The sequence below is a fragment of the Pseudomonas sp. Z8(2022) genome (genome assembly GCF_025837155.1).
Lineage (GTDB): Bacteria > Pseudomonadota > Gammaproteobacteria > Pseudomonadales > Pseudomonadaceae > Aquipseudomonas.
Genome location: NZ_CP107549.1, coordinates 735,730 through 754,692 on the forward strand (window position 1 = coordinate 735,730; position 18,963 = coordinate 754,692).

At 65.3% G+C, this 18,963-nt stretch carries 19 protein-coding genes; 9 read left to right on the forward strand and 10 right to left on the reverse strand.

Annotation, left to right across the window (positions count from 1 at the left end; all coding sequences use genetic code 11):
- Nucleotides 1-39: 39 nt before the first annotated feature.
- From OEG79_RS03505 to OEG79_RS03515, 3 genes are all read right to left on the reverse strand, one after another.
- Nucleotides 40-1,812, reverse strand: coding sequence for an acyl-CoA dehydrogenase C-terminal domain-containing protein (locus tag OEG79_RS03505; protein ID WP_264147454.1), 1,773 nt, complete (start codon nt 1,810-1,812; stop codon nt 40-42).
- Between the two features lie 59 nt (nt 1,813-1,871).
- On the reverse strand, nt 1,872-3,245 hold the full coding sequence (locus OEG79_RS03510) for a solute carrier family 23 protein (RefSeq protein WP_220803690.1): 1,374 nt from the start codon (nt 3,243-3,245) through the stop codon (nt 1,872-1,874).
- A gap of 98 nt (nt 3,246-3,343) precedes the next feature.
- Nucleotides 3,344-4,963, reverse strand: coding sequence for an acyl-CoA synthetase (locus OEG79_RS03515; RefSeq protein WP_264147455.1), 1,620 nt, complete (start codon nt 4,961-4,963; stop codon nt 3,344-3,346).
- Nucleotides 4,964-5,104: 141 nt separating this feature from the next.
- Here OEG79_RS03515 and OEG79_RS03520 point away from each other — a divergent pair, with 141 nt between their 5' ends.
- Both OEG79_RS03520 and OEG79_RS03525 read left to right on the forward strand, forming a co-directional pair.
- Nucleotides 5,105-7,039: an ATP-binding protein gene (locus OEG79_RS03520; RefSeq protein ID WP_264147456.1), complete on the forward strand. Its 1,935-nt coding sequence runs from the start codon at nt 5,105-5,107 to the stop codon at nt 7,037-7,039.
- An 86-nt stretch (nt 7,040-7,125) separates the two neighbouring features.
- Entirely contained in the window at nt 7,126-7,758 is a 633-nt protein-coding gene (locus OEG79_RS03525; RefSeq protein ID WP_264147457.1) for a response regulator transcription factor, read from the forward strand.
- 27 nt (nt 7,759-7,785) lie between these two features.
- Here OEG79_RS03525 and OEG79_RS03530 read toward each other — a convergent pair whose 3' ends face one another.
- From OEG79_RS03530 to OEG79_RS03550, 5 genes are all read right to left on the reverse strand, one after another.
- A complete protein-coding gene (locus OEG79_RS03530; protein ID WP_264147458.1) occupies nt 7,786-8,397 on the reverse strand; it encodes a class I SAM-dependent methyltransferase in 612 nt (203 codons plus the stop codon).
- A 3-nt stretch (nt 8,398-8,400) separates the two neighbouring features.
- The gene (locus OEG79_RS03535; protein ID WP_264147459.1) at nt 8,401-8,745 is read right to left on the reverse strand and encodes a DUF5629 family protein; all 345 of its coding nucleotides are present in this window, start codon (nt 8,743-8,745) and stop codon (nt 8,401-8,403) included.
- A 16-nt stretch (nt 8,746-8,761) separates the two neighbouring features.
- Complete coding sequence (locus OEG79_RS03540) at nt 8,762-9,403, reverse strand: oxidoreductase (protein WP_264147460.1); 642 nt, start codon at nt 9,401-9,403, stop codon at nt 8,762-8,764.
- Between the two features lie 124 nt (nt 9,404-9,527).
- Entirely contained in the window at nt 9,528-11,252 is a 1,725-nt protein-coding gene (locus tag OEG79_RS03545) for a C13 family peptidase (RefSeq protein ID WP_264147461.1), read from the reverse strand.
- A 137-nt stretch (nt 11,253-11,389) separates the two neighbouring features.
- Nucleotides 11,390-11,845, reverse strand: a complete 456-nt coding sequence (locus OEG79_RS03550; RefSeq protein ID WP_264147462.1) for a MaoC family dehydratase — start codon at nt 11,843-11,845, stop codon at nt 11,390-11,392.
- 298 nt (nt 11,846-12,143) lie between these two features.
- On the opposite strand from OEG79_RS03550, the gene OEG79_RS03555 reads away from it, so the two are divergent.
- From OEG79_RS03555 to OEG79_RS03565, 3 genes are all read left to right on the forward strand, one after another.
- Nucleotides 12,144-12,503, forward strand: a complete 360-nt coding sequence (locus tag OEG79_RS03555) for a CidA/LrgA family protein (protein WP_264147463.1) — start codon at nt 12,144-12,146, stop codon at nt 12,501-12,503.
- The gene (locus OEG79_RS03560) at nt 12,500-13,216 is read left to right on the forward strand and encodes an LrgB family protein (protein ID WP_264147464.1); all 717 of its coding nucleotides are present in this window, start codon (nt 12,500-12,502) and stop codon (nt 13,214-13,216) included. Before OEG79_RS03555 ends, OEG79_RS03560 begins: the two co-directional genes overlap by 4 nt.
- 61 nt (nt 13,217-13,277) lie before the next feature.
- Nucleotides 13,278-13,862, forward strand: coding sequence for an LON peptidase substrate-binding domain-containing protein (locus tag OEG79_RS03565; protein WP_264147465.1), 585 nt, complete (start codon nt 13,278-13,280; stop codon nt 13,860-13,862).
- A 34-nt stretch (nt 13,863-13,896) separates the two neighbouring features.
- Here OEG79_RS03565 and OEG79_RS03570 read toward each other — a convergent pair whose 3' ends face one another.
- Both OEG79_RS03570 and OEG79_RS03575 read right to left on the reverse strand, forming a co-directional pair.
- Complete coding sequence (locus OEG79_RS03570; RefSeq protein ID WP_264147466.1) at nt 13,897-15,213, reverse strand: bifunctional DedA family/phosphatase PAP2 family protein; 1,317 nt, start codon at nt 15,211-15,213, stop codon at nt 13,897-13,899.
- Nucleotides 15,210-15,926 carry a DNA-3-methyladenine glycosylase gene (locus OEG79_RS03575; protein ID WP_264147467.1) on the reverse strand — a complete coding sequence of 239 codons (717 nt, stop codon included), beginning with the start codon at nt 15,924-15,926 and terminating at the stop codon, nt 15,210-15,212. The genes OEG79_RS03570 and OEG79_RS03575 overlap by 4 nt, the downstream gene beginning before the upstream one ends.
- Nucleotides 15,927-16,132: 206 nt before the next feature.
- Here OEG79_RS03575 and OEG79_RS03580 point away from each other — a divergent pair, with 206 nt between their 5' ends.
- The 4 genes from OEG79_RS03580 to rlmH all read left to right on the forward strand — a co-directional run bounded on the left by OEG79_RS03580 (nt 16,133) and on the right by rlmH (nt 18,954).
- Nucleotides 16,133-17,398: a glutamate-5-semialdehyde dehydrogenase gene (locus OEG79_RS03580; RefSeq protein ID WP_264147468.1), complete on the forward strand. Its 1,266-nt coding sequence runs from the start codon at nt 16,133-16,135 to the stop codon at nt 17,396-17,398.
- Nucleotides 17,399-18,058, forward strand: coding sequence for a nicotinate-nucleotide adenylyltransferase (nadD, locus tag OEG79_RS03585; RefSeq protein WP_264147469.1), 660 nt, complete (start codon nt 17,399-17,401; stop codon nt 18,056-18,058).
- Nucleotides 18,059-18,123: 65 nt separating this feature from the next.
- The gene (gene rsfS / locus OEG79_RS03590) at nt 18,124-18,477 is read left to right on the forward strand and encodes a ribosome silencing factor (RefSeq protein WP_264148665.1); all 354 of its coding nucleotides are present in this window, start codon (nt 18,124-18,126) and stop codon (nt 18,475-18,477) included.
- 9 nt (nt 18,478-18,486) lie between these two features.
- Nucleotides 18,487-18,954, forward strand: a complete 468-nt coding sequence (gene rlmH, locus OEG79_RS03595) for a 23S rRNA (pseudouridine(1915)-N(3))-methyltransferase RlmH (RefSeq protein ID WP_013717179.1) — start codon at nt 18,487-18,489, stop codon at nt 18,952-18,954.
- The last annotated feature ends 9 nt before the right edge of the window (nt 18,955-18,963 follow it).

The following is an 18,963-nucleotide window of genomic DNA, read 5'->3' on the forward strand; positions in this document are numbered from 1 at the left end:
CGAGTCGGGGCCGACGCGCAGCTGACCATGCGCAGGTTCTCAGAATTGCTCGGCGGCCAGGCCATACAGCGGCTGGCTACCGGCACGGATGCTCGCTTCCAGGCCCAGGGTGCGTGGCAGCAGGCGGGTGAAGAAGAACTCGGCGGTGGCCAGCTTGCCGCTGTAGAAGGCTTCGTCCTCGCTCTGCTTGCTCAGCGCCACGGCGGCCATGCGCGCCCACATGTAGGCGTAGGCGACGTAACCGAACAGATGCAGGTACTCCACCGAGGCTGCGCCGACGGCATTCGGCTCGTTCCTGGCCTGTTCCAGCAGCCAGCCGCTGACGGCTTCCAGGCGCTCCAGCGCCTCGAGCAGCAGGGCGCCGTAGGGGGCTTCGTGATCATGGGCGAAGGCGCGCACCTCGGCGGCGAACAGGCGCAGCGCGGCACCGCCGTTGGCCACCACCTTGCGCCCGAGCAGGTCGAGGGCCTGGATGCCGTTGGTGCCTTCGTAGATCTGTGCGATGCGCACGTCGCGCACCAGTTGCTCCTGGCCCCATTCGCGGATGTAGCCGTGGCCGCCGAACACCTGCTGGCCATGCACGCAACTTTCCAGGCCGGTGTCGGTGAAGAAGGCCTTGGCCACAGGAGTGAGCAGGGCGACCAGTGCCTCGGAATTCTGCCGCTCGTCGGTATCGTCGGCGTACTTGGCCAGATCCAGCTGCTGGCCGACATAGCAGGCGAACGCGCGGCCGCCCTCGTTCAACGCCTTCATGGTCAGCAGCATGCGACGCACGTCGGCGTGGACGATGATCGGGTCGGCGATCTTGTCGTGGTTCACCGGCCCGGTGGCGGCGCGGCTCTGGATACGCTCGCGGGCGTAGGCCACAGCCGACTGATAGGACGCTTCGGCGCAGCCGATGCCCTGGATGCCGATGGACAGGCGTTCGTAGTTCATCATGGTGAACATCGCCGCCAGGCCGCGGTTGACCTCGCCGATCAGGTAGCCGGTGGCGCCGTCGAAGTTCATCACGCAGGTCGCCGAGGCCTTGATGCCCATCTTGTGCTCGATCGAGCCGCAGCTGACGGCGTTGCGTTCGCCGAGACTGCCGTCGGCACCCACCATCACCTTGGGCACTAGGAACAGCGAGATGCCCTTGGGACCTGCCGGGGCGTCCGGCAGTTTGGCCAGCACCAGATGGATGATGTTCTCGGTCAGATCCTGCTCGCCGCCGGTGATGAAGATCTTGCTGCCGGTGACTTTGTAGCTGCCGTCGGCCTGAGGCTCGGCGCGGGTTCTGATGATGCCCAGGTCGGTGCCGGCATGGGCCTCGGTCAGGCACATCGAGCCGGCCCAGCGGCCTTCGTACATCGGCGGCAGGTAGGTGGACTTCAGTTCCTCGCTGGCATGGGCGTCGATGGCCAGGCAGGCACCGGAACTTAGCGCCGAGTACAGCGCAAAGCTGGAGCCCGCGGCGTAGAGCATTTCCTCGAAGGCCACGGCGAGCATCTTGGGCATGCCCATGCCGCCGTACTCGGGGTTGCCGGACAGGCCCACCCAGCCGCCTTCGGTGTAGGTGGCGTAGGCCTCCTTGAAACCCTGCGGGGTGGTAACCACGCCGTCATGCCACTGCGCGCCTTCCTCGTCGCCGCTGCGGTTGAGCGGAGCGATCAGGCCGCCGGTAACCTTGGCCGCCTCTTCGAGAATGGCGTCGGCGGTGTCGGCGTCCACCGTTTCCGCCAGGGCCGGCAGGCGTGCCCACAGGTTGGGGGCCTGGAACACCTCATGGAGGACGAAGCGCATGTCGCGCAGCGGGGCGTTGAACTCGGGCATGGTGCAACCTCGACAGCTGAGGCGCCGCGACAGGCACGGCGCTGGGTGAACGGATGAACTCAGTCGGCTTCGGCCGCTTCGTTCGGTTTGTCCTTGATGCTGGTGAATTTAAGCAGATGGGTGCGCTCGACCAGGATGTACAGAGCGGCACCGGCGGCCAGGCCCCAGCCCGCGCCGTAGACGGCAAGCACTACCCCCATGGTGCCGGCGATGCCGCGCTCGGTGTTGTTGTTGAGCTGCTCGAACCCGACCATCAGGCAGATGTAACCGGTGAGGATCAGGGTCAGTGACAGGGCGATCGGCAGCACCGGCTGGAAGAAACTGACCAGCGGCAGCATGAACAGGGCGGCGAAACCGGTGATCCAGAAGGTGCCGGCGCCGCTGTAGATGGAATCCATTGCCTTGCGCCCGTACTTGTAGCGCTCGGCCATCGTCGCCGCCACTGCCGTCCACAGCGGGCCGGCCAGACCCGGGTAGGGCGCGAAGAAGGCGTGCAGGGCGTTGCGGATGGCGGTTACCAGGTGCACACGGTCGACGTTGTTTTCGATCACTTCGTCGGTACGCAGTTCATCGGCGCGCTGCATCAGCGACTGGCCGACGATGATGTCACCGAAGGCGATCACGTAGGCGATCACCGCGGTGGGAACGGCCAGCAGGAAGACATCCAGGCCGGGGAAACCGACGTTGAACGGCAGGTAGTTCCACATCTCGCCGAAGGCCGGCGCAGTGATGCCCCACTTCACGTCCGGCATCTTGTACTCGCCCACGCCGATGCCGATGAAAATGGCGATCAGCATGCCCGGCACCATGCCGTAGTTGACGATCTTGCGGGCGAAGGGAACGCGCTCGGTCAGCCCCTTGAACGACACCGAGAACATCAGGTACAGGCAGATCAGGCTGCCCAGCACCAGGGAGATCGGGGTGTTGGCCAGGCGGCCGCCGGCGCTGATCTCGCCCATCAGTGCGGCGATACCGGCACCGATGATGATGCCGCCCTTCATCGAGTTGGGGATCAGCCGTACCAGGGCGCTGCCCAGGCGGGTGACGCCAAGCACGAGGAAGATCACGAAGACCAGGAACTGCAGGGCGAACAATGCCTGGATCGCCTGCGGGCCGGGCTCGTAGTTGCCGAGAAACAGCAGTACCACGGGGATGCCGGGGGTGATCCAGCCGGGTACGAAAGGCACGCCGAGCAGCGCCGGCAGCATGAAGCCGATACCGCACACCACCACGTAGGCCAGGGCCACGTCATAGGGCAGGCCGAGGTATTTTTCCAGCAGCGGGATCATCGCCAGGCTGACCACGAACATGATCAGAGCCTGCAGCATCTCGGCGGTTTCCCAGCGGTAATGCACGAAGGGCAGGCGCACCTTGAACGGGCCGAAGGGCCAGTGCGGTTGTTCGTCGCCGTCACGGCGCTTGAAAATTTGCATGAGGGATCTCCGTCGGCCGCCTGGGCCGGTTCTTGTTGTTGTGAAAACGGTTCATTAGGCTCTCCCCCGCGAGTGGGGGAGAGCGAGAGGAGGTGTCGTTACAGCGCCTTGGCCATGTCGCGCAGGACGAACTTCTGGATCTTGCCGGTGCTGGTCTTCGGCAACTGGGTGAAGACCACGGTCTTGGGTACCTTGAACCCGGCCAGGTGTTCACGGCAGAAGGTCATGATCTCGCTGTCGCTGACCTGCTGACCGCTCTTCAGGGTGATGAAGGCGCAGGGCGTCTCGCCCCATTTCTCGTCCGGGCGGGCGACCACGGCGGCTTCCAGCACGGCAGGGTGGCGATAGAGCACGCCTTCGACCTCGATGGTGGAGATGTTCTCGCCACCGGAGATGATGATGTCCTTGAGGCGGTCGCGGATCTCCGCGTAGCCGTCCGGATGGCACACGGCCAGGTCGCCGGTATGGAACCAGCCGCCCTCGAAGGCTTCGGCGGTGGCGCTGGGGTTCTTCAGGTAGCCCTTCATCACGGTGTTGCCGCGCATGAAGATCTCGCCGATGGTCTGGCCGTCACGCGGTACCGGCTCCAGGGTTTTCGGATCGGCGACCATCACCCCTTCCAGGGTCGGGTAGCGCACGCCCTGGCGGGCCTTGATGGTGGCGCGCTCTTCCAACGGCAGTCCGTCCCATTCGGCGTGCCAGGCGCACAGGGTCACTGGGCCGTAGACTTCGGTGAGACCATAGACGTGAGTGACGTGGATGCCCATTTCCTCCACCGCGCCGATCACCTTGGCGGGTGGCGCGGCGCCAGCGACCATGGCCTTGACCGGGTGATCGATGGCCGCCTTGGCCTCCGGCGGCATGTTGACCAGGGCATTGAGCACGATGGGCGCGCCGCACAGGTGGGTGACCTGCTCGTCGCGGATCAGGGTGAGGATCTTCGCCGGGTCGACGCGGCGCAGGAACACATGCACGCCGGCCAGCGCGGTGACGGTCCAGGGGTAGCACCAGCCATTGCAGTGGAACATCGGCAGGGTCCACAGGTAGACCGGGTGGTTGCCCATGTTCCAGGTCATCTGGTTGCCCAGCGAGTTCAGGTAGGCCCCACGGTGGTGATAGACCACGCCCTTGGGATTGCCGGTGGTGCCGGAGGTGTAGTTGAGGCTGATGGCCTGCCATTCGTCTTCCGGCCACTGCCAGGCGAACTCGGGGTCACCCTCGGCGAGGAAGGCTTCGTAATCCAGGTCGCTGACCGGCTGGCCTTCGCCGTACTCGGGGTCGTCGACGTCGATCACCAGCGGCGGATGATCGAGCATGCCGATGGCGGCGTGGATTACGTCGAAGAACTCGCGGTCTGCGATCACCACCTTGGCTTCGCCATGCTGCAGCATGAAGGCGATGGCTTCGGCGTCCAGGCGTACATTCAGGGTATTGAGCACCGCGCCGATCATCGGCACGCCGAAGTGCGCTTCGAGCATGGCCGGGATGTTCGGCAGCATCACCGCCACGGTGTCGCCCTTGCCGATGCCGCGGCCGGCCAGTGCCGAGGCCAGGCGGCGGCAGCGCGCGTAGGTCTCGGCCCAGTTGCGGCGGATCGATCCATGCACCACGGCCGGGTAGTGCGGATATACCGCCGCGGTACGCTCGATGAAGCTCAGCGGGCTGAGGGCAACGTGGTTGACGGCGGCGCGGCCGAGGCCCTGTTCGTAGATCGACATGGCGGATACACCTTTGGCTGATTGTTAGCTCTGATTAATCCGGTAATGATGCAGGTATTACCGGAGCTGACTGGCGATAATGTATAGGTCATCTCTGTCATCTATGGAAGTTGTACCAAGGTTTTATAGAATAATTACTATATGGCGTTCGAAGCTCGTCTAGCCTCCGTCCCGCTGCAGTCGTGGCTGCGCATCCAGCGCGAAGCGCCGCCCGTCGGCGAGCGGGCCGTGGCATTGCGTTGTGCGCTGCTTGGCTGTCCGCAGGTACGTCAGGCCTGGTACCTGACCTGGCAGCCTGGCACCCGTACCTATGCCCAGGAAGACGACGGGCCGCGCCTGCCACCGGGCATGGGCGACCCTCTGGAGGCCAGCGACCAGGCGCTGTTCGAGGCGCTGGGCGAGCAGCCGAGTCTGTCCTTCGAGACCCTGCGCGGGCTGCCCTGCTGGCTGGCCGGACGCCTGCGCCGGGCGGCGCTGCACCATGGCCAGGCGCTGGCGCTGGAACTCGCGTCCGGCCAGCCCGGTGTGCTGCTGCTGCAGATTGAGGATAGTGCAGGGCTGGAGTGGTTGCCGTGGTTGCGCGAGCTGCTTGTCCAGATGGTCGATCTGGCCTCGGGGCTGGTGCGCAGTGCGCCGCTGCTGTCGGCCGATCCGCAGCCAACCCTGTTGCTCGACGCCGAGGCGCGTCTGCTGGAGAGCAATGCGGCGTTGCAGGGGCTGCTCGGCGAGCGCTCGCTGGCGCAGGTCGGCGAGCTGCTACCGGTCAACCACCTGCCGCTGGTGCGCGCCTGCCTGGCGCAGGGGCGGGCCGTGGAAGCCGTGGAGGCGCAGGATGGCGAGCGCATCCTGATCTGGAGTTTCATCCCCGATCTCACCGAGCGCCGGGTGCTCGCGCGCTGTCGCGAGGCCACCCGTGAGGTTCACGAGCAGCGCGAAGCCGCGCGGGCGCGGCGGTTGTACCGGCTGATCACCGAGAACACCACCGATCTGATTTCCCGGCATACGCCCGATGGCGTATTTCTCGATGCCACCCCTGCGAGCTGGACGCTGCTCGGCTACTGGCCGGAGGAGTTGCGCGGCCTGGGAGTCGACAGCCTGCTGCATCCTCAGGATCAGATGCAGCAGGCCAAGCCGGCGCGTGAGGCTCTGGAACAGGACGGTTACCACACCATGGCCTATCGCATCCGTCATCGCGATGGTCACTACCTGTGGTTCGAGACCGCCAGCCGCGCCATCCGTGAAACCTACACCGGAGCGGTGGTGGAGGTGGTCAGTGTGTCCCGTGACATTACCGCGCGCATCCAGGCCGAGGAGAACAAGCGGCGCCTGGAGGACGAACTGGCGCACACCGCACGGCTGGTCACTCTGGGCGAACTGGCCTCGGGTATCGCCCACGAGATCAACCAGCCCCTGGCGGCGGTGGTCAACTACGCCAGTGCCAGCCAGCGCTATCTGCAGAGTGTCGGCGGCGATCCGGCCGGTGTGGACAAGGTGGGTCAGGGGCTGGCGCGCATCACCGAGCACGCCAACCATGCCTCGGCGGTGATCAGGCGTCTGCGCGCGTTTCTGCGCAAGGGCCAGCGGCGCATGCAGGCGCTGGATCTGGCCGAGGTGGCGCGCGAGGCGGTGCGCCTGTGCAACTGGGAGGCCGGTTCGGCGCAGGTGGCGGTCAGTGACGGGTTGCCGGACAATCTGCCGCCGGTATTCGCTGACCGCGTACTGCTCGAGCAGGTGCTGCTCAACCTGCTGCGCAATGCCATCGATGCCAACCGCGAGCGCCACCCCGGCGCGCCGTCACAGGTGCGTCTGGAGGCCGGCGAGCGTGACGGCAGCCTGGCGATCCGGGTGATCGATCAGGGCCCGGGTGTCAGCGAGGAGCATATGAGCAAGCTGTTCACGCCCTTTTACACCAGCAAGGCGGATGGGCTGGGGCTTGGCCTGTCCATGAGTCGCAGCATCATCGAGGGTTTCGGTGGTGCGCTGGAGGCCTTTGCGGCGGAGGGTGGCGGGCTGTGCCTGGAGTGCCGCTTGCCTCTGGGCAGGGAAGAGGAACCGCTGCCGAGTGGTCGCGCCTAGCACCTTTCCCTCGTATTACCCAGGCGCTGGGCCGGGCTTTTCCCGCGACCTATGAGAGTCATAACAACAAGAGGAGCTGCACAGGGATGCAACAACGGGTTTATGTGGTCGATGACGATCAGGGCATGCTCGATTCGACGCTCTGGCTGCTGGAATCGGTGGGGCTGACCGGCGTGCCCTTTACCAGCGGTCGTGCCTTTCTCGATGCCTGCGACCCAGCGGCGAACGCCTGTGTGCTGCTCGATGTGCGCATGCCCGGCATGGGTGGGCTCAATGTGCAGGAGGAGATGCGTGCGCGCGGTATCGACCTGCCGGTGATCTTCGTCAGTGGCCACGCCGATGTGCCCATCGTGGTGCGGGCGTTCAAGGCTGGCGCGGTGGACTTCATCGAGAAGCCCTACAACGAGCAGTTATTGCTCGACAGCGTGCAACAGGCGCTGGACCGTCGCCCGGCCCGCCAGCGGCATGAGCCGCGTCTGGCCGAGGTGCAGGCGCGGCTCGATCAGCTCACCCCGCGCGAGCGCGATGTGCTGCTGCCGCTGGTGCGCGGCTACACCAACCGCGAGGTCGCCGAGCAGCTCGACATCAGCGTGAAAACCGTCGATCTCTACCGTTCACGGGTGATGAAGCGCATGCAGGCCGAGACGCTGCCGGAACTGGTGGGTATGGCGATCGCCGCCGGGCTGGTCGATCCACTGGCGCTGCGTTCCGAAGTGTGAGCGCCAGCGCACCACGCAGCGAGCCTTTCAGTCGGCCCGGCCGCGATAGACGTGGGTCATAGGCCTCGGCCCCTTTAGATAGCCGGTGGTCAATTCACGGATATGAAAGCCGCCGGCTTCGATCAGTGCCGGGATATCTCGATCCAGATGGCAGCCGCCGGCCAGCGGTTTCCACAGTGGCGTCAGGCGCTTTTGCCAGCGCACCACCGGCAGATCCGGTGCCAAGCCGTGCTCGCAGAACAGCAGGCGCCCGCCGGGCTTGAGCACGCGGCGCATCTCGCCCAGGGCGGCGGGGACATCGGGAATGGTGCACAAGGTGAAGGTGCAGACAATATCGTCGAAGCTGGCATCTGCCGCCTGAATCTGCCCCAGTTCCAGGGCAATCATCTCCACTGCTACCTGGCAACGTTCGGCCCGTTCACGGGCCAGGTCCTGCATGGCGGCGGAGGGATCGACGCCGACCACCACCTCGACCCGCCTGGCATCATAGAAGCCCAGGTTCAGACCGCTGCCAATGCCGATTTCCAGTACGCGTCCCTGCGCCATTGGCACGATCTGCGAACGCCCCTTCATCACCGCGCCCATGCCGCAGGCGAAGTCGATCAGGTGCGGCAGGATGTAGCGGTCATACAGGCCCATGGCTCAGGCTTCGTCCGGCTCTTCGTCATCCTCATCGTTGTCGCCGCGATAGGCGGCGAAACACTTGAGGGTGTGGCTCGCTTCGTTGCCTTCGATCAGCCAGCTGTCGTCCGTTTCGCTGTAGCGCGCGCCTTGCACCGACGCCAGGGAGAACGTCCACAGGCGGCGCTCGCGACCATCGATGCAATGGACCTGCAGCAGCGGTCGGGCAGCGCTGTCGCTGCCTGCCGTGCCGGCGCTGATCTGTGCCAGCAACTCGGTGTCGAGGTCGAACTGCCAGGCATACAGACCGTCGATTTCCAGCATGTCGGTGTCTTGCAGGGCCTCGATCAGGCTTGTCGGTTTCATCGTCTCATCCACGGTTTCAGCGCCCCAGGCGACGCAGGTCGGAGGACTCTATCACGCGTACGCCGTCTTCCTCTTCCAGTGCCAGACGCCAGAGGGCGCGGGCCAGGACGCAGGCGTCGATGCCGCGGTACTTGCCCGGCAGCCAGCGCAGCAGCACGGCGGCCAGGCGCTCGCCGAGGCGGAATTCACGACGTGCGCCGAGCAGCAGCGACGGACGGGCGATGGTCAGTTGTGGCCAGTCCATGGCTTTCAGGGCTTCTTCGGTTTCGCCCTTGACGCGGTTGTAGAACACCGATGAGTTCGGGTTGGCCCCCAGCGCGCTGATGACCACCAGATGCCGTGCGCCCAGCTCGCGTGCGCGGCGGGCAAAGGCCAGCACCAGATCGTGATCGACGGCGCGGAAGGCTTCCTGTGAGCCGGCGCGCTTGATGGTGCTGCCCAGGCAGCAGAACGCGGTATCGACCTGGCCGGACAACTGCGGCAGCAGGCTCTGCAGATCGCCTACCGGGTTTTCCAGATTTGGATGGGCGGCCAGTGGCCGGCGGGTCGGTGCCAGCACGCGGGCGACAGTGGGCTCGCTGAGCAGGCGGTCGAGCAGGTGTTCCCCGGTGAGTCCGGTGGCGCCAGCGAGAAGGATGTGCTGCGGAGTCAGGTACATGCAGTGCTCTCTTGTCCGTTACGGTTCAGCTTAACAGTCCGTTGAAAAAACACCTTGGCTTTGGCGTCCTCAGTCGTTTTGACGTCTGCATCCATGCAGGGTTGCCAATCTTTTCAACGCCCTGCTAGTCCCTTGCCGGGCCAATGGCCACGGCACCGAGCGCACGCTCGGCCTGGCTCTGGCGCAGTTCGCGCCAGCTCTGGAGCACGCCGCGAGGCGCCCAGATCTGCGGCTCGGAAGGTTCGAAGCCGTCGCTCTGCTCACGCTCGGCGACGCGTTCGCTGGCCAGTTCGAAGGCCCGTTCGAGGTTGTCGGTTTCACCCAGCGCCTCGGCGAACAGCGCGCGGCCGAAGTAGGTGAAGTCGTTCTCTTCGCTGCAACCGAAGGACACCCGGTCGGCGCGTGCGGCGGTCATCACCAGGGTCTTTTCGTCCTTCAGCGGCGGGATGAAGCCGCCCGAGTAGCAGGCCGAAATCACGACCACCTTGTTGCGTTGCCTGAGCGGGGCGAGCAGCGCGGCCAGCTCGCTGGCGGGCAGGTCGGCCAGTTGCAGGCGTGGCTGGTCGAGATTGAGTTCATGACGGCGCGAGCCATGGCTGGTCAGGTAGATGAAGATCAGGTCTTCCTCGCCGCTGCGCTCGGCCAGGGCCTGGACCACGCGGGTGAGGTTCTCGCGGGTGGCCAGCGGGCGGTCGGCGAGATGATCGCGGTGGTTGACCAGGCTGATGCTGCCATGGGCGCCAAAGCGCTCGCGCATCAACCGGCCGACATAGTCGGCTTCGCGCATGAACACGCTCTGCTTGCCGTCGCCCGCCAGGGTCAGTGCATAGAGTTCGCGTTCCGGTGTCGAGGCGGGGATCGCGGCGATGGCCTCGTCGAGCAATTGGCCCTGCTGCAGCAGGCCCAGTTCGAGGCTGTCCGGCAGCATTCGGCCCTGTTCGTCACGTACCAGGCGCCCGTTTTGCCAGGTGCCGGATTGACGGCTGCCGTCGGCCAGGGTCAGGGTACCCTTGCCGTTGTACTCGCCGCCGGAGAAATGCCCGCGGTATGCGCTGCCATCGGGCAGGGTAAGCAGGCCTTCGCCTTCGTACTGCCAGTCGGCGAACTCGCCGAGATAACGGGTGCCGTTGTCATCGGTATATTCACCGGGGCCCTGCATCACTCCTTCGACGAATTCGCCGGCCCAGGTCTCGCCGCCAGCACTCTGATAGCGGCCCTTGCCGTGGAACTCGTCGTTCTGAAATCCGCCGCTGTAGTTGTCGCCATCTGCATTCTGGTAGCTGCCCTGGCCGTTGAGCAGACCCTGGGCGAATACGCCGCTGAACTGGTTGCCGTAGGCATCGATACGCACGCCCTGGCCCTCTGGCTGGCCTTTGACGAACTGGCCCTGGAAGCTGCTGCCATCAGCCATTTCCAGTTTGCCCAGGCCATGAAAGCGGTCGTCGAGAAATTCCCCCTGGTAGCGCTGACCTCCCTGTTCAAGCAGCCCGACGCCGCTGAACCTGTTGCGTTCGAAACTGCCTTCGTAGCGGCTGCCATCGCTGTAGGTCAGGGTGCCCTGGCCATGGAACATGCCTTCGTGAAATTCGCCCAGGTAGTGCTCGCCGCCGGGCCCTTGCCATTCGCCGCTGCCTTCGAGCATGCCGTCCTTGAACTGGCCGATGAACCAGCTGCCATTGCGGTAGTCCAGGCGGCCCGGGCCTTGCAGCAATCCGTCGACGATCTCGCCGCGATACTGACCGCCATCGGGCAGGGTGGCGTTGGCCGGCAACAGCGGGCGTGCGTCGTCGCAACCGGCGATCAGCAGGGACAGGCAAAGAGGCAGCAGGCGCAGGGCAAGGGGATTCATGGCAGACGTCCAGGTCGGTGCTTTGCTCCGCAGTATGCCGCAAGCCTGGACGCTTGCGCTGTCGCATCGCACGCTTTGCACGATGCAGGTGCATTCCCGTTCCCGGCGCGAATGCCGGAAACGGGAACGGACGGAGGTCAGACGAAGCAGAGGGTCAGCGGTTCGGCGATGTAGGCCGGTTTCTCCTGGCCTTCGATCTCCAGTACGGCGCGTGCCTTGAGCAGCCACTGGCCGGGGTTCTTCTCGGTGGCATCGGTGAGGGTCACCACCAGGCGCACCCTGGAGTCGACCTTGACCGGCTGGATGAAGCGCACGCTGTCGAGGCCGTAGTTCACCGCCATCTTCAGGCCCTGCGGCATGATCATGATCGTTTCCATCAGCATCGGCATCAGCGACAGCGAGAGGAAACCGTGGGCGATGGTGGTGCCGAAGGGAGTCAGCCTGGCCTTTTCCGGGTCGACGTGGATGAACTGGTGGTCGCCGGTACACTCGGCGAACTGGTTGATGCGTTCCTGATCGATGGTCAGCCACTCGGACTTGCCGAGTTCCTTGCCAACATGGTCCTTGAGTTCAGCTACGGGTACGAACGGCATGGTTCCTCCTTGAGGACGCGTGTGTTTGTTCTTGTGTGCGTGAAACCGTTGCGGCCTAGATCAGCACGGGGGTGGCAACGGGTCAAGTCTGCCTAGGCGTAATGAATGACGCGGCATAGGCCAGCCTGACGAAGCAATACAGGGGCCAGCGATGGTCCATCGCGCCTATAATGGCCGACATGCCCCAACAGATGCCCGGAATCCCCTCTGGTGGGTCGCTGAAAACCGCCTGCGTTTTCAACGGCCTTTTCTTCAGGTGGTGAACGTGGCCATCGCGCGTTTTCTGGAGACTTCAAACATGCTGCTTCGCGGCCTTTCCTGGCTGGTGCTGTGCCAGTTGCTGGGCACCGTCATCAACGTCCTGCTGTTGCCGATGCTGCCCGGGCCGATCATCGGCATGCTGCTGCTGTTCGTCTTTCTCATGCTGCGTGGCGAGGTCGGCGAGTCGCTGAACGTCGCGTCCAGCAGTCTGCTCAAGTACCTGCCGCTGATTCTGGTACCGCCTGCCGTGGGCGTGATGGCCTATGCCGGTGATATCGCCGCCGATTTCTGGGCCGTGGTCGGCGCGCTGGTGCTGTCGCTGCTGGTATCGCTGGCCTTTGCCGGCTGGCTGATGCAGAAACTGATCGAGCGCCAGCAGCGCCGGGAGGACGCATGAGTCCGGATTGGCAGGGCGCCTGGCAGGCGCTGACCCATCACCCGCTGTTCGGCATCGGCATCACCCTGGGCGCCTACCAGCTGGCCATGGCTGCCTACGAACGTACCCGCTGGGTGTTCCTGCAGCCGGTACTGGTCTCGATGCTCACGGTGATCGGCATCCTGCTCCTGTGCGGTCTGGGCTTCGCCGAATATCGCAACAGCGTCGCGGCGCTGACTCTGCTGCTCGGCCCGGCTACCGTGGCCCTGGCCGTGCCGCTGTATCTGAACCTGCGACGGATCCGCCAGTTGTTCTGGCCCATCATCCTCACCCTGCTGATCGGCGGTACCGTCGCCACGCTGCTCGGGGCAGCGCTGGCCTGGCTGTTCGGCGCCGAACGGCTGATGCTGATGAGCATGGCGCCGAAGTCGGTGACCTCGCCGATCGCCATGCTGGTGGCCGACCAGATTGGCGGTATCGCGGCGCTGGCCGCGGTGTTCGTGATGATCACCGGGGTCATCGGTGCCATCGTCGGGCCGTCGATCCTGCGCCTGTGCCGGGTTCATCACCCGGCGGCGCAGGGTATGGCGCTGGGTATTACCGCACACGCCGTGGGCACGGCGCGCGCGCTGCAGGAAAGCGACGAGTGTGGCGCCTTCGCTGCGCTGGCGATGAGCCTGATGGGGGTGATCACCGCGGTGCTGTTGCCGCTGGCGATCGCCATGTTCCTGTGAGAGCCTGCCTGACCATCCCTGATGCCCCACCGGCATTGCGTCGATAACAGGCCGTGAAACCATGAAACTCCCGCTGTTCCCGCTCAACACCGTACTGTTTCCAGGCTGCATGCTCGACCTGCAGATATTCGAGGCACGCTACCTGGACATGATCAGCCGCTGCATGAAGCAGGACGCCGGGTTCGGCGTGGTGTGCATCGTCGAGGGCGAGGAAGTGGGCGAAGCCGCCAGCCGTTTTGCGGCGATTGGCTGCGAGGCCCTGGTGCGCGACTTTCAACAGCGTACCAATGGAATGCTGGGGATTCGCGTCGAGGGTGGGCGGCGTTTTCGCGTCGAGCGTGCCCAGGTTCTGCCTGATCAGCTGACCGTCGCCGATGTGCAGTGGCTGGAGGAGGGGCCAGACAGTCCGCTGCAGGCGGGGCATGCCGATCTTGCAGCGCTGCACGCCGCGTTGGCCGAACACCCATTGGTGGCGGGCCTGGCCATGGCCGGCGTGGTCACCGGCCAGCAGCAACTGGCCAATCAGCTGGCTTACCTGTTGCCGCTGGAGCCAGCGCAGAAGCTGCAGTTGCTTCAGCTTGACGATCCGGCCCAGCGCCTGGAACAGCTGCACGCGATGCTGGAAATACTTCAGGGCGATACCTGAATCAGCACGTTGGCAGGTGGTTTTCAACCGCCTGCTAGTAGGCGTAACGCAGCAGCGCGGTGGACAGCTGCCAGGTCGCCATGCCGCCCAGTACTGCAAAACAGGCAGGCAGGATGATCCACCATAGCCGCGCCGGCAGTGCCGGCAGCACCTCCTGGCGTTGGCTCAGCGCCAGGCTCAGACCGCACACGGCCGAGGCCAGCAGGGTGCCGGCGATGATGTCGCTGGGCCAGTGCACGCCCAGGTAGATCCGCGACAGGGCGATCGCAGCGGCCGGCAGGCAGGCGATCACCAGCCAGGCCAGACGCAGGCGCGCCGACTGCCCGCGTCCGGCCAGTACCCCCAGCACCAGAAAGAAGGCAAAGGCTGCCGAGCTGTGGCCGCTGGGAAAACTGTAGGTGGTCAGTGGCTCGCTCAGGACATCGGGGCGTGCCCGGGCGAAACCATACTTGAGCGCGGTGTTGCCGAGGGCCGTGATCAGCAGGGTCGATGCGGCGAACAGCAGGTGACGCCAGCGGCGTGCCAGGAGCAGCAGGGAGCACAACACCACTGCTGCCGCGAACTGGATATGAAAGTCGCCCAGTCGCGTCAGGGTGCCGATCCACTGGTCCAGGTGTGCCTGCCGTTGCTCCTGCACCAGAGTCATCAGACCCTGATCCAGCGCATCGAGATGGGGCCAGCCGATGACCATGGCTATCAGCAACGCCAGGCTGAGACCGCCGCCCAGCAGACTGGCTCGTGGTTTTTCCGCCAGGCTGGCCTGGATGGTCGGCAGCAGGACCACGCCTATGCCGGCCAGCAGTACCGCCGCCTCGGTCCAGAAACCCTCTGCCATCGGCAGGCGCAGGGCGGCGCCGGTGGCCCAGCCCGGCAGCAGATAGGCCACGGCCCAGCCGGCCGCCGCTACCAGGCTGACCAGGATGAAGCGCGGCAAGGGCATGTTCAGCATGCCGGCCACCAGCGGCAGCATCGGGCGCAACGGACCGATGAACCGACCAACCAGCAGGCTGGCGACCCCATACTGATGGAAATAGATCTCGGCGCGCAGGATCCACTGCGGGTGGTGCCGCAGCACCGGCAGACGGCCGATGTTGTGCTTGAAGCGCCTGCCCAGTGCATAGGAAAGCATGTCGCCACACAGTGCGCCGGCGTAGGCCGGCAACAGCGCCTGCCACAGCGTCAGAACGCCGCTGCCGGCGAGCAGCGCGACGCTGAACAGCAGCACCACACCGGGCAGCACGATGCCTACCAGGGCCAGGCATTCGAGCAGGGCGATAAGAAATATCGCCACGCCCAGCCATTGCGGGTTGCCGCTCAGCCAGGTGGTCAGGTCGTCCAGCCAGACGCTCATCGTTCCGCTCCCGAGACGCTCAACAATCGATAGTCACGGCCTTCGACCTGTCCACGGCGCAAAGGGTTGCGTGTGCAGTGGCGTGTGTACTGCGCGTCGACGAAGCGATACGGCAGGTGCTCATCGCGGCCTGTGGGTATGCCCAGGCGTGCGCACTGGATGATCGACTGCGCGCGTTCGCCGACGTCTTCGACGAACAGGCGCTGCAGGTCGAAGCGGCGCGCATCCCAGTCCGGCACCTTCAGCGCGAGCGCCTTGCACAGCAGCGTCTGCCCGGCGCACAGGCGTTCTGGCGCGCGGGGCTGGCCGAGGCTGTCGGGATTGTTGCGCTGCATCGCGGCGAGCGAATCGGCGCCGCTGATGGCGTCGATCCAGGGGTGAGCGGACTTGATCAGCACCGCGTTGCCAGGGCCGTGAGCGCTGAAGTTCAGCGAGTCGCCACCGCGCGCGTAGTACATGTAGATGTGTCCGCCATCGGCGAACAGCGCCCTGCGTTTCTCCGTGTAGCCGAGCGAGGCATGGCTGCCCTTGTCCGCCAGGTAGTAGGCCTCGGTCTCGATGATTCGTGCGCTCAGCCACAGCGCGCCGACGCGATGGCGAATGACCTTGCCGAGCAGCTCGCGGGCAAGCAGCTGCGCGTCACGGTCGAAGAAGGCATCCGGCAGTGGCCGGGCGCCGGGCCAGGGCAAACTGAGAGTGGATTCGGCGGGCATGATCTGTCGGAGGGGCGCAGCGATCTGATCCGGGGCTGCGAGCATAACAACAAGCGCCCTGGTTTGGGCCTGCTCTGCGGCGCTCTTCCGGCATTCTCGCGAGGTAAAGTGAACACGCCGTCTACCGCTTGCCAGACGCCGCTGGGCGCGGCCCTTCGAGATGGCTATAATCAGCCCCTTTGTCCAACTGCCAGACCTCCGCCGCCATGACCGAGTCCGTGCACGCATACATGACCCGCCTGGGCCAGGCTGCCCGCCAGGCTTCGCGGGTGCTCGCCCGCGCCAGCACCGCGCAGAAGAATCGCGCGCTGCAGGCCGCTGCCAACGCTCTCGACGCCGCTCGCGCCGAGTTGACCGCCGCCAACGAACTGGATCTGGCCGCCGCCCGCGCCAGCGGTCTGGAGCCGGCCATGGTCGACCGCCTGGCGCTGACGCCGAAGGTAATCGACAGCATGATCGAAGGCCTGCGCCAAGTGGCGACCCTGCCTGACCCGATCGGCGAGATTCAGGGCATGCGCTACCTGCCGTCCGGCATTCAGGTCGGCAAGATGCGCGTACCGCTGGGTGTGATCGGCATCATCTACGAGTCGCGTCCGAACGTGACCATCGATGCGGCCAGCCTGTGTCTGAAGTCCGGCAACGCGACCATCCTGCGTGGCGGCTCCGAGGCCATCCATTCCAATCAGGCGATTGCCCGCTGTATCCAGCAGGGCCTGGCCGAGGCCGATCTGCCGGCGGCTGCCGTGCAGGTGGTGGAAACCACCGACCGCGCTGCCGTCGGTGAGCTGATCACCATGCCGGAGTTCGTCGACGTGATCGTGCCGCGCGGCGGCAAGGGCCTGATCGAGCGCATCAGCCGCGACGCCAAGGTGCCGGTGATCAAGCATCTCGATGGTGTCTGCCACGTCTATGTCGACGTTGCCGCCGATCTCGACAAGGCCATTCGCGTCTGCGACAACGCCAAGACCCAGCGCTACTCGCCGTGCAACGCCATGGAAACCCTGCTGGTGCACCAGGCCATCGCCGCGCGCGTGCTGCCCCTGCTGGCCGCGATCTACCGCGACAAGGGCGTGGAACTGCGTGGCGATGCCGCGACCCGCGAACTGCTCGGCAGCGATGTGCTGGAAGCGAGCGAGGATGACTGGTTCGCCGAGTACAACGCGCCGATCCTGGCGATTCGCATCGTCGACTCGCTGGATGCGGCCATCGAGCACATCAATCATTACGGCTCGCAGCACACCGACTCGATCATCACCGAGAACTTCAGTGATGCGCGGCGTTTCCTTACCGAAGTGGACTCCTCCTCGGTGATGGTCAACGCTTCGACGCGCTTCGCCGATGGTTTCGAGTACGGCCTGGGGGCGGAGATCGGCATCTCCACCGACAAGCTGCACGCACGCGGCCCGGTCGGCCTGGAAGGCCTGACCAGCGAGAAGTACGTGGTCTTCGGCGACGGACACATTCGCACATAAATGAAACAGATCGGCGCCCGACGCATCGGCCTGCTCGGCGGTACCTTCAACCCGGTGCATATCGGGCATCTGCGTGCCGCGCTAGAGGTGGCCGAATTCATGCTGCTGGACGAGCTGCGGCTCATTCCCAGCGCCAGGCCGCCGCACCGCGATACGCCGCAGGCCAGCGCCGAACAGCGTCTGGCCATGGTCGAGCTGGCGGTGGCCGGCGAGGCGCGCCTGACGGTTGATGACCGCGAGCTGCGCCGCGACAAACCGTCGTACACCGTGGACACGCTGGAGTCGCTACGTGCCGAGCTGGCCGCGGGCGACCAGCTGTTCCTGCTGCTCGGCTGGGATGCCTTTTGCGGTTTGCCGAGCTGGCATCGCTGGCAGGAGTTGCTCGAGCACTGCCATCTGCTGGTATTGCAACGGCCGGATGCCGACAGCGAAGCGCCGGAGGCGCTGCGCGACCTGCTCGCCGCGCGCAGTGTCAGCGACCCGCTGAGCCTGGAAGGGCCTGGCGGACAAATCAGTTTCATCTGGCAGACTCCGTTGGCGATTTCCGCCACGCAGATTCGCCACTTGTTGGCAACTGGCCGCTCGGCGCGTTATCTGCTGCCGGACGCGGTACTGGCCTATATCCAGGCGCACGATCTTTACCGTGCGCCCAATGCTTGAAACGCCGCGCATGTGCGCTGGCGTCCATTACACGAGGCAAATGAGTTTTTATGAGCAAGCAGAACATGCCCAGCGACGAGCTGGTCAAGATCGCCGTGGCGGCGCTGGAAGAGATCAAGGCGACCGATATCACCGTGATCGACGTCAAGGACAAGACCAGCATCACCGATTTCATGGTGATCGCCAGCGGTAGCTCCAGCCGTCAGGTCAAGGCGCTGGTGGACAACGTGCTGGAAAAGGTCAAGGAGCAGGGTGTGCGCCCTATCGGTAGCGAAGGTCTGGACAGCGGCGAATGGGCCCTGCTCGACCTCGGCGACATCGTCGTTCACGTGATGCTGCCGACCGCGCGCCAGTTCTACGACCTCGAGCGCCTGTGGCAGGGCGCCGAGCAGAGCCGCGCCCAGCACTCGGCCGAGTAAGCTCCAGCCGTGCGGATCAAACTCATTGCCGTTGGCTCGCGTATGCCGCGCTGGGTCGAGGAGGGCTGGCAGGAGTACGTCAAGCGTCTGCCGGCCGAACTGCCATTGGAGTTGGTGGAAATCCCGCTCAATACCCGCGGCAAAAATGCCGATGTGGCACGGCTGATCCGCCAGGAAGGCGAGGCCATGCTCAGCAAGGTTCAGCCCGGCGAACGCATCGTCACGCTGGAGGTCCATGGCAAGCCATGGAGCACCGAGCAGCTGGCCGCGGAGCTGGATCGCTGGCGTCTCGATGCGCGCAACGTCAATCTCATGGTCGGCGGCCCGGAAGGGCTGGCGCCGGAGGTCTGTGCGCGCAGCGAACAGCGCTGGTCGCTTTCGCCGCTGACCCTGCCGCATCCGCTGGTGCGCATCCTGCTTGGCGAGCAGATCTACCGGGCCTGGACCGTATTGTCCGGCCACCCGTACCACAAGTGATCAAGTAGT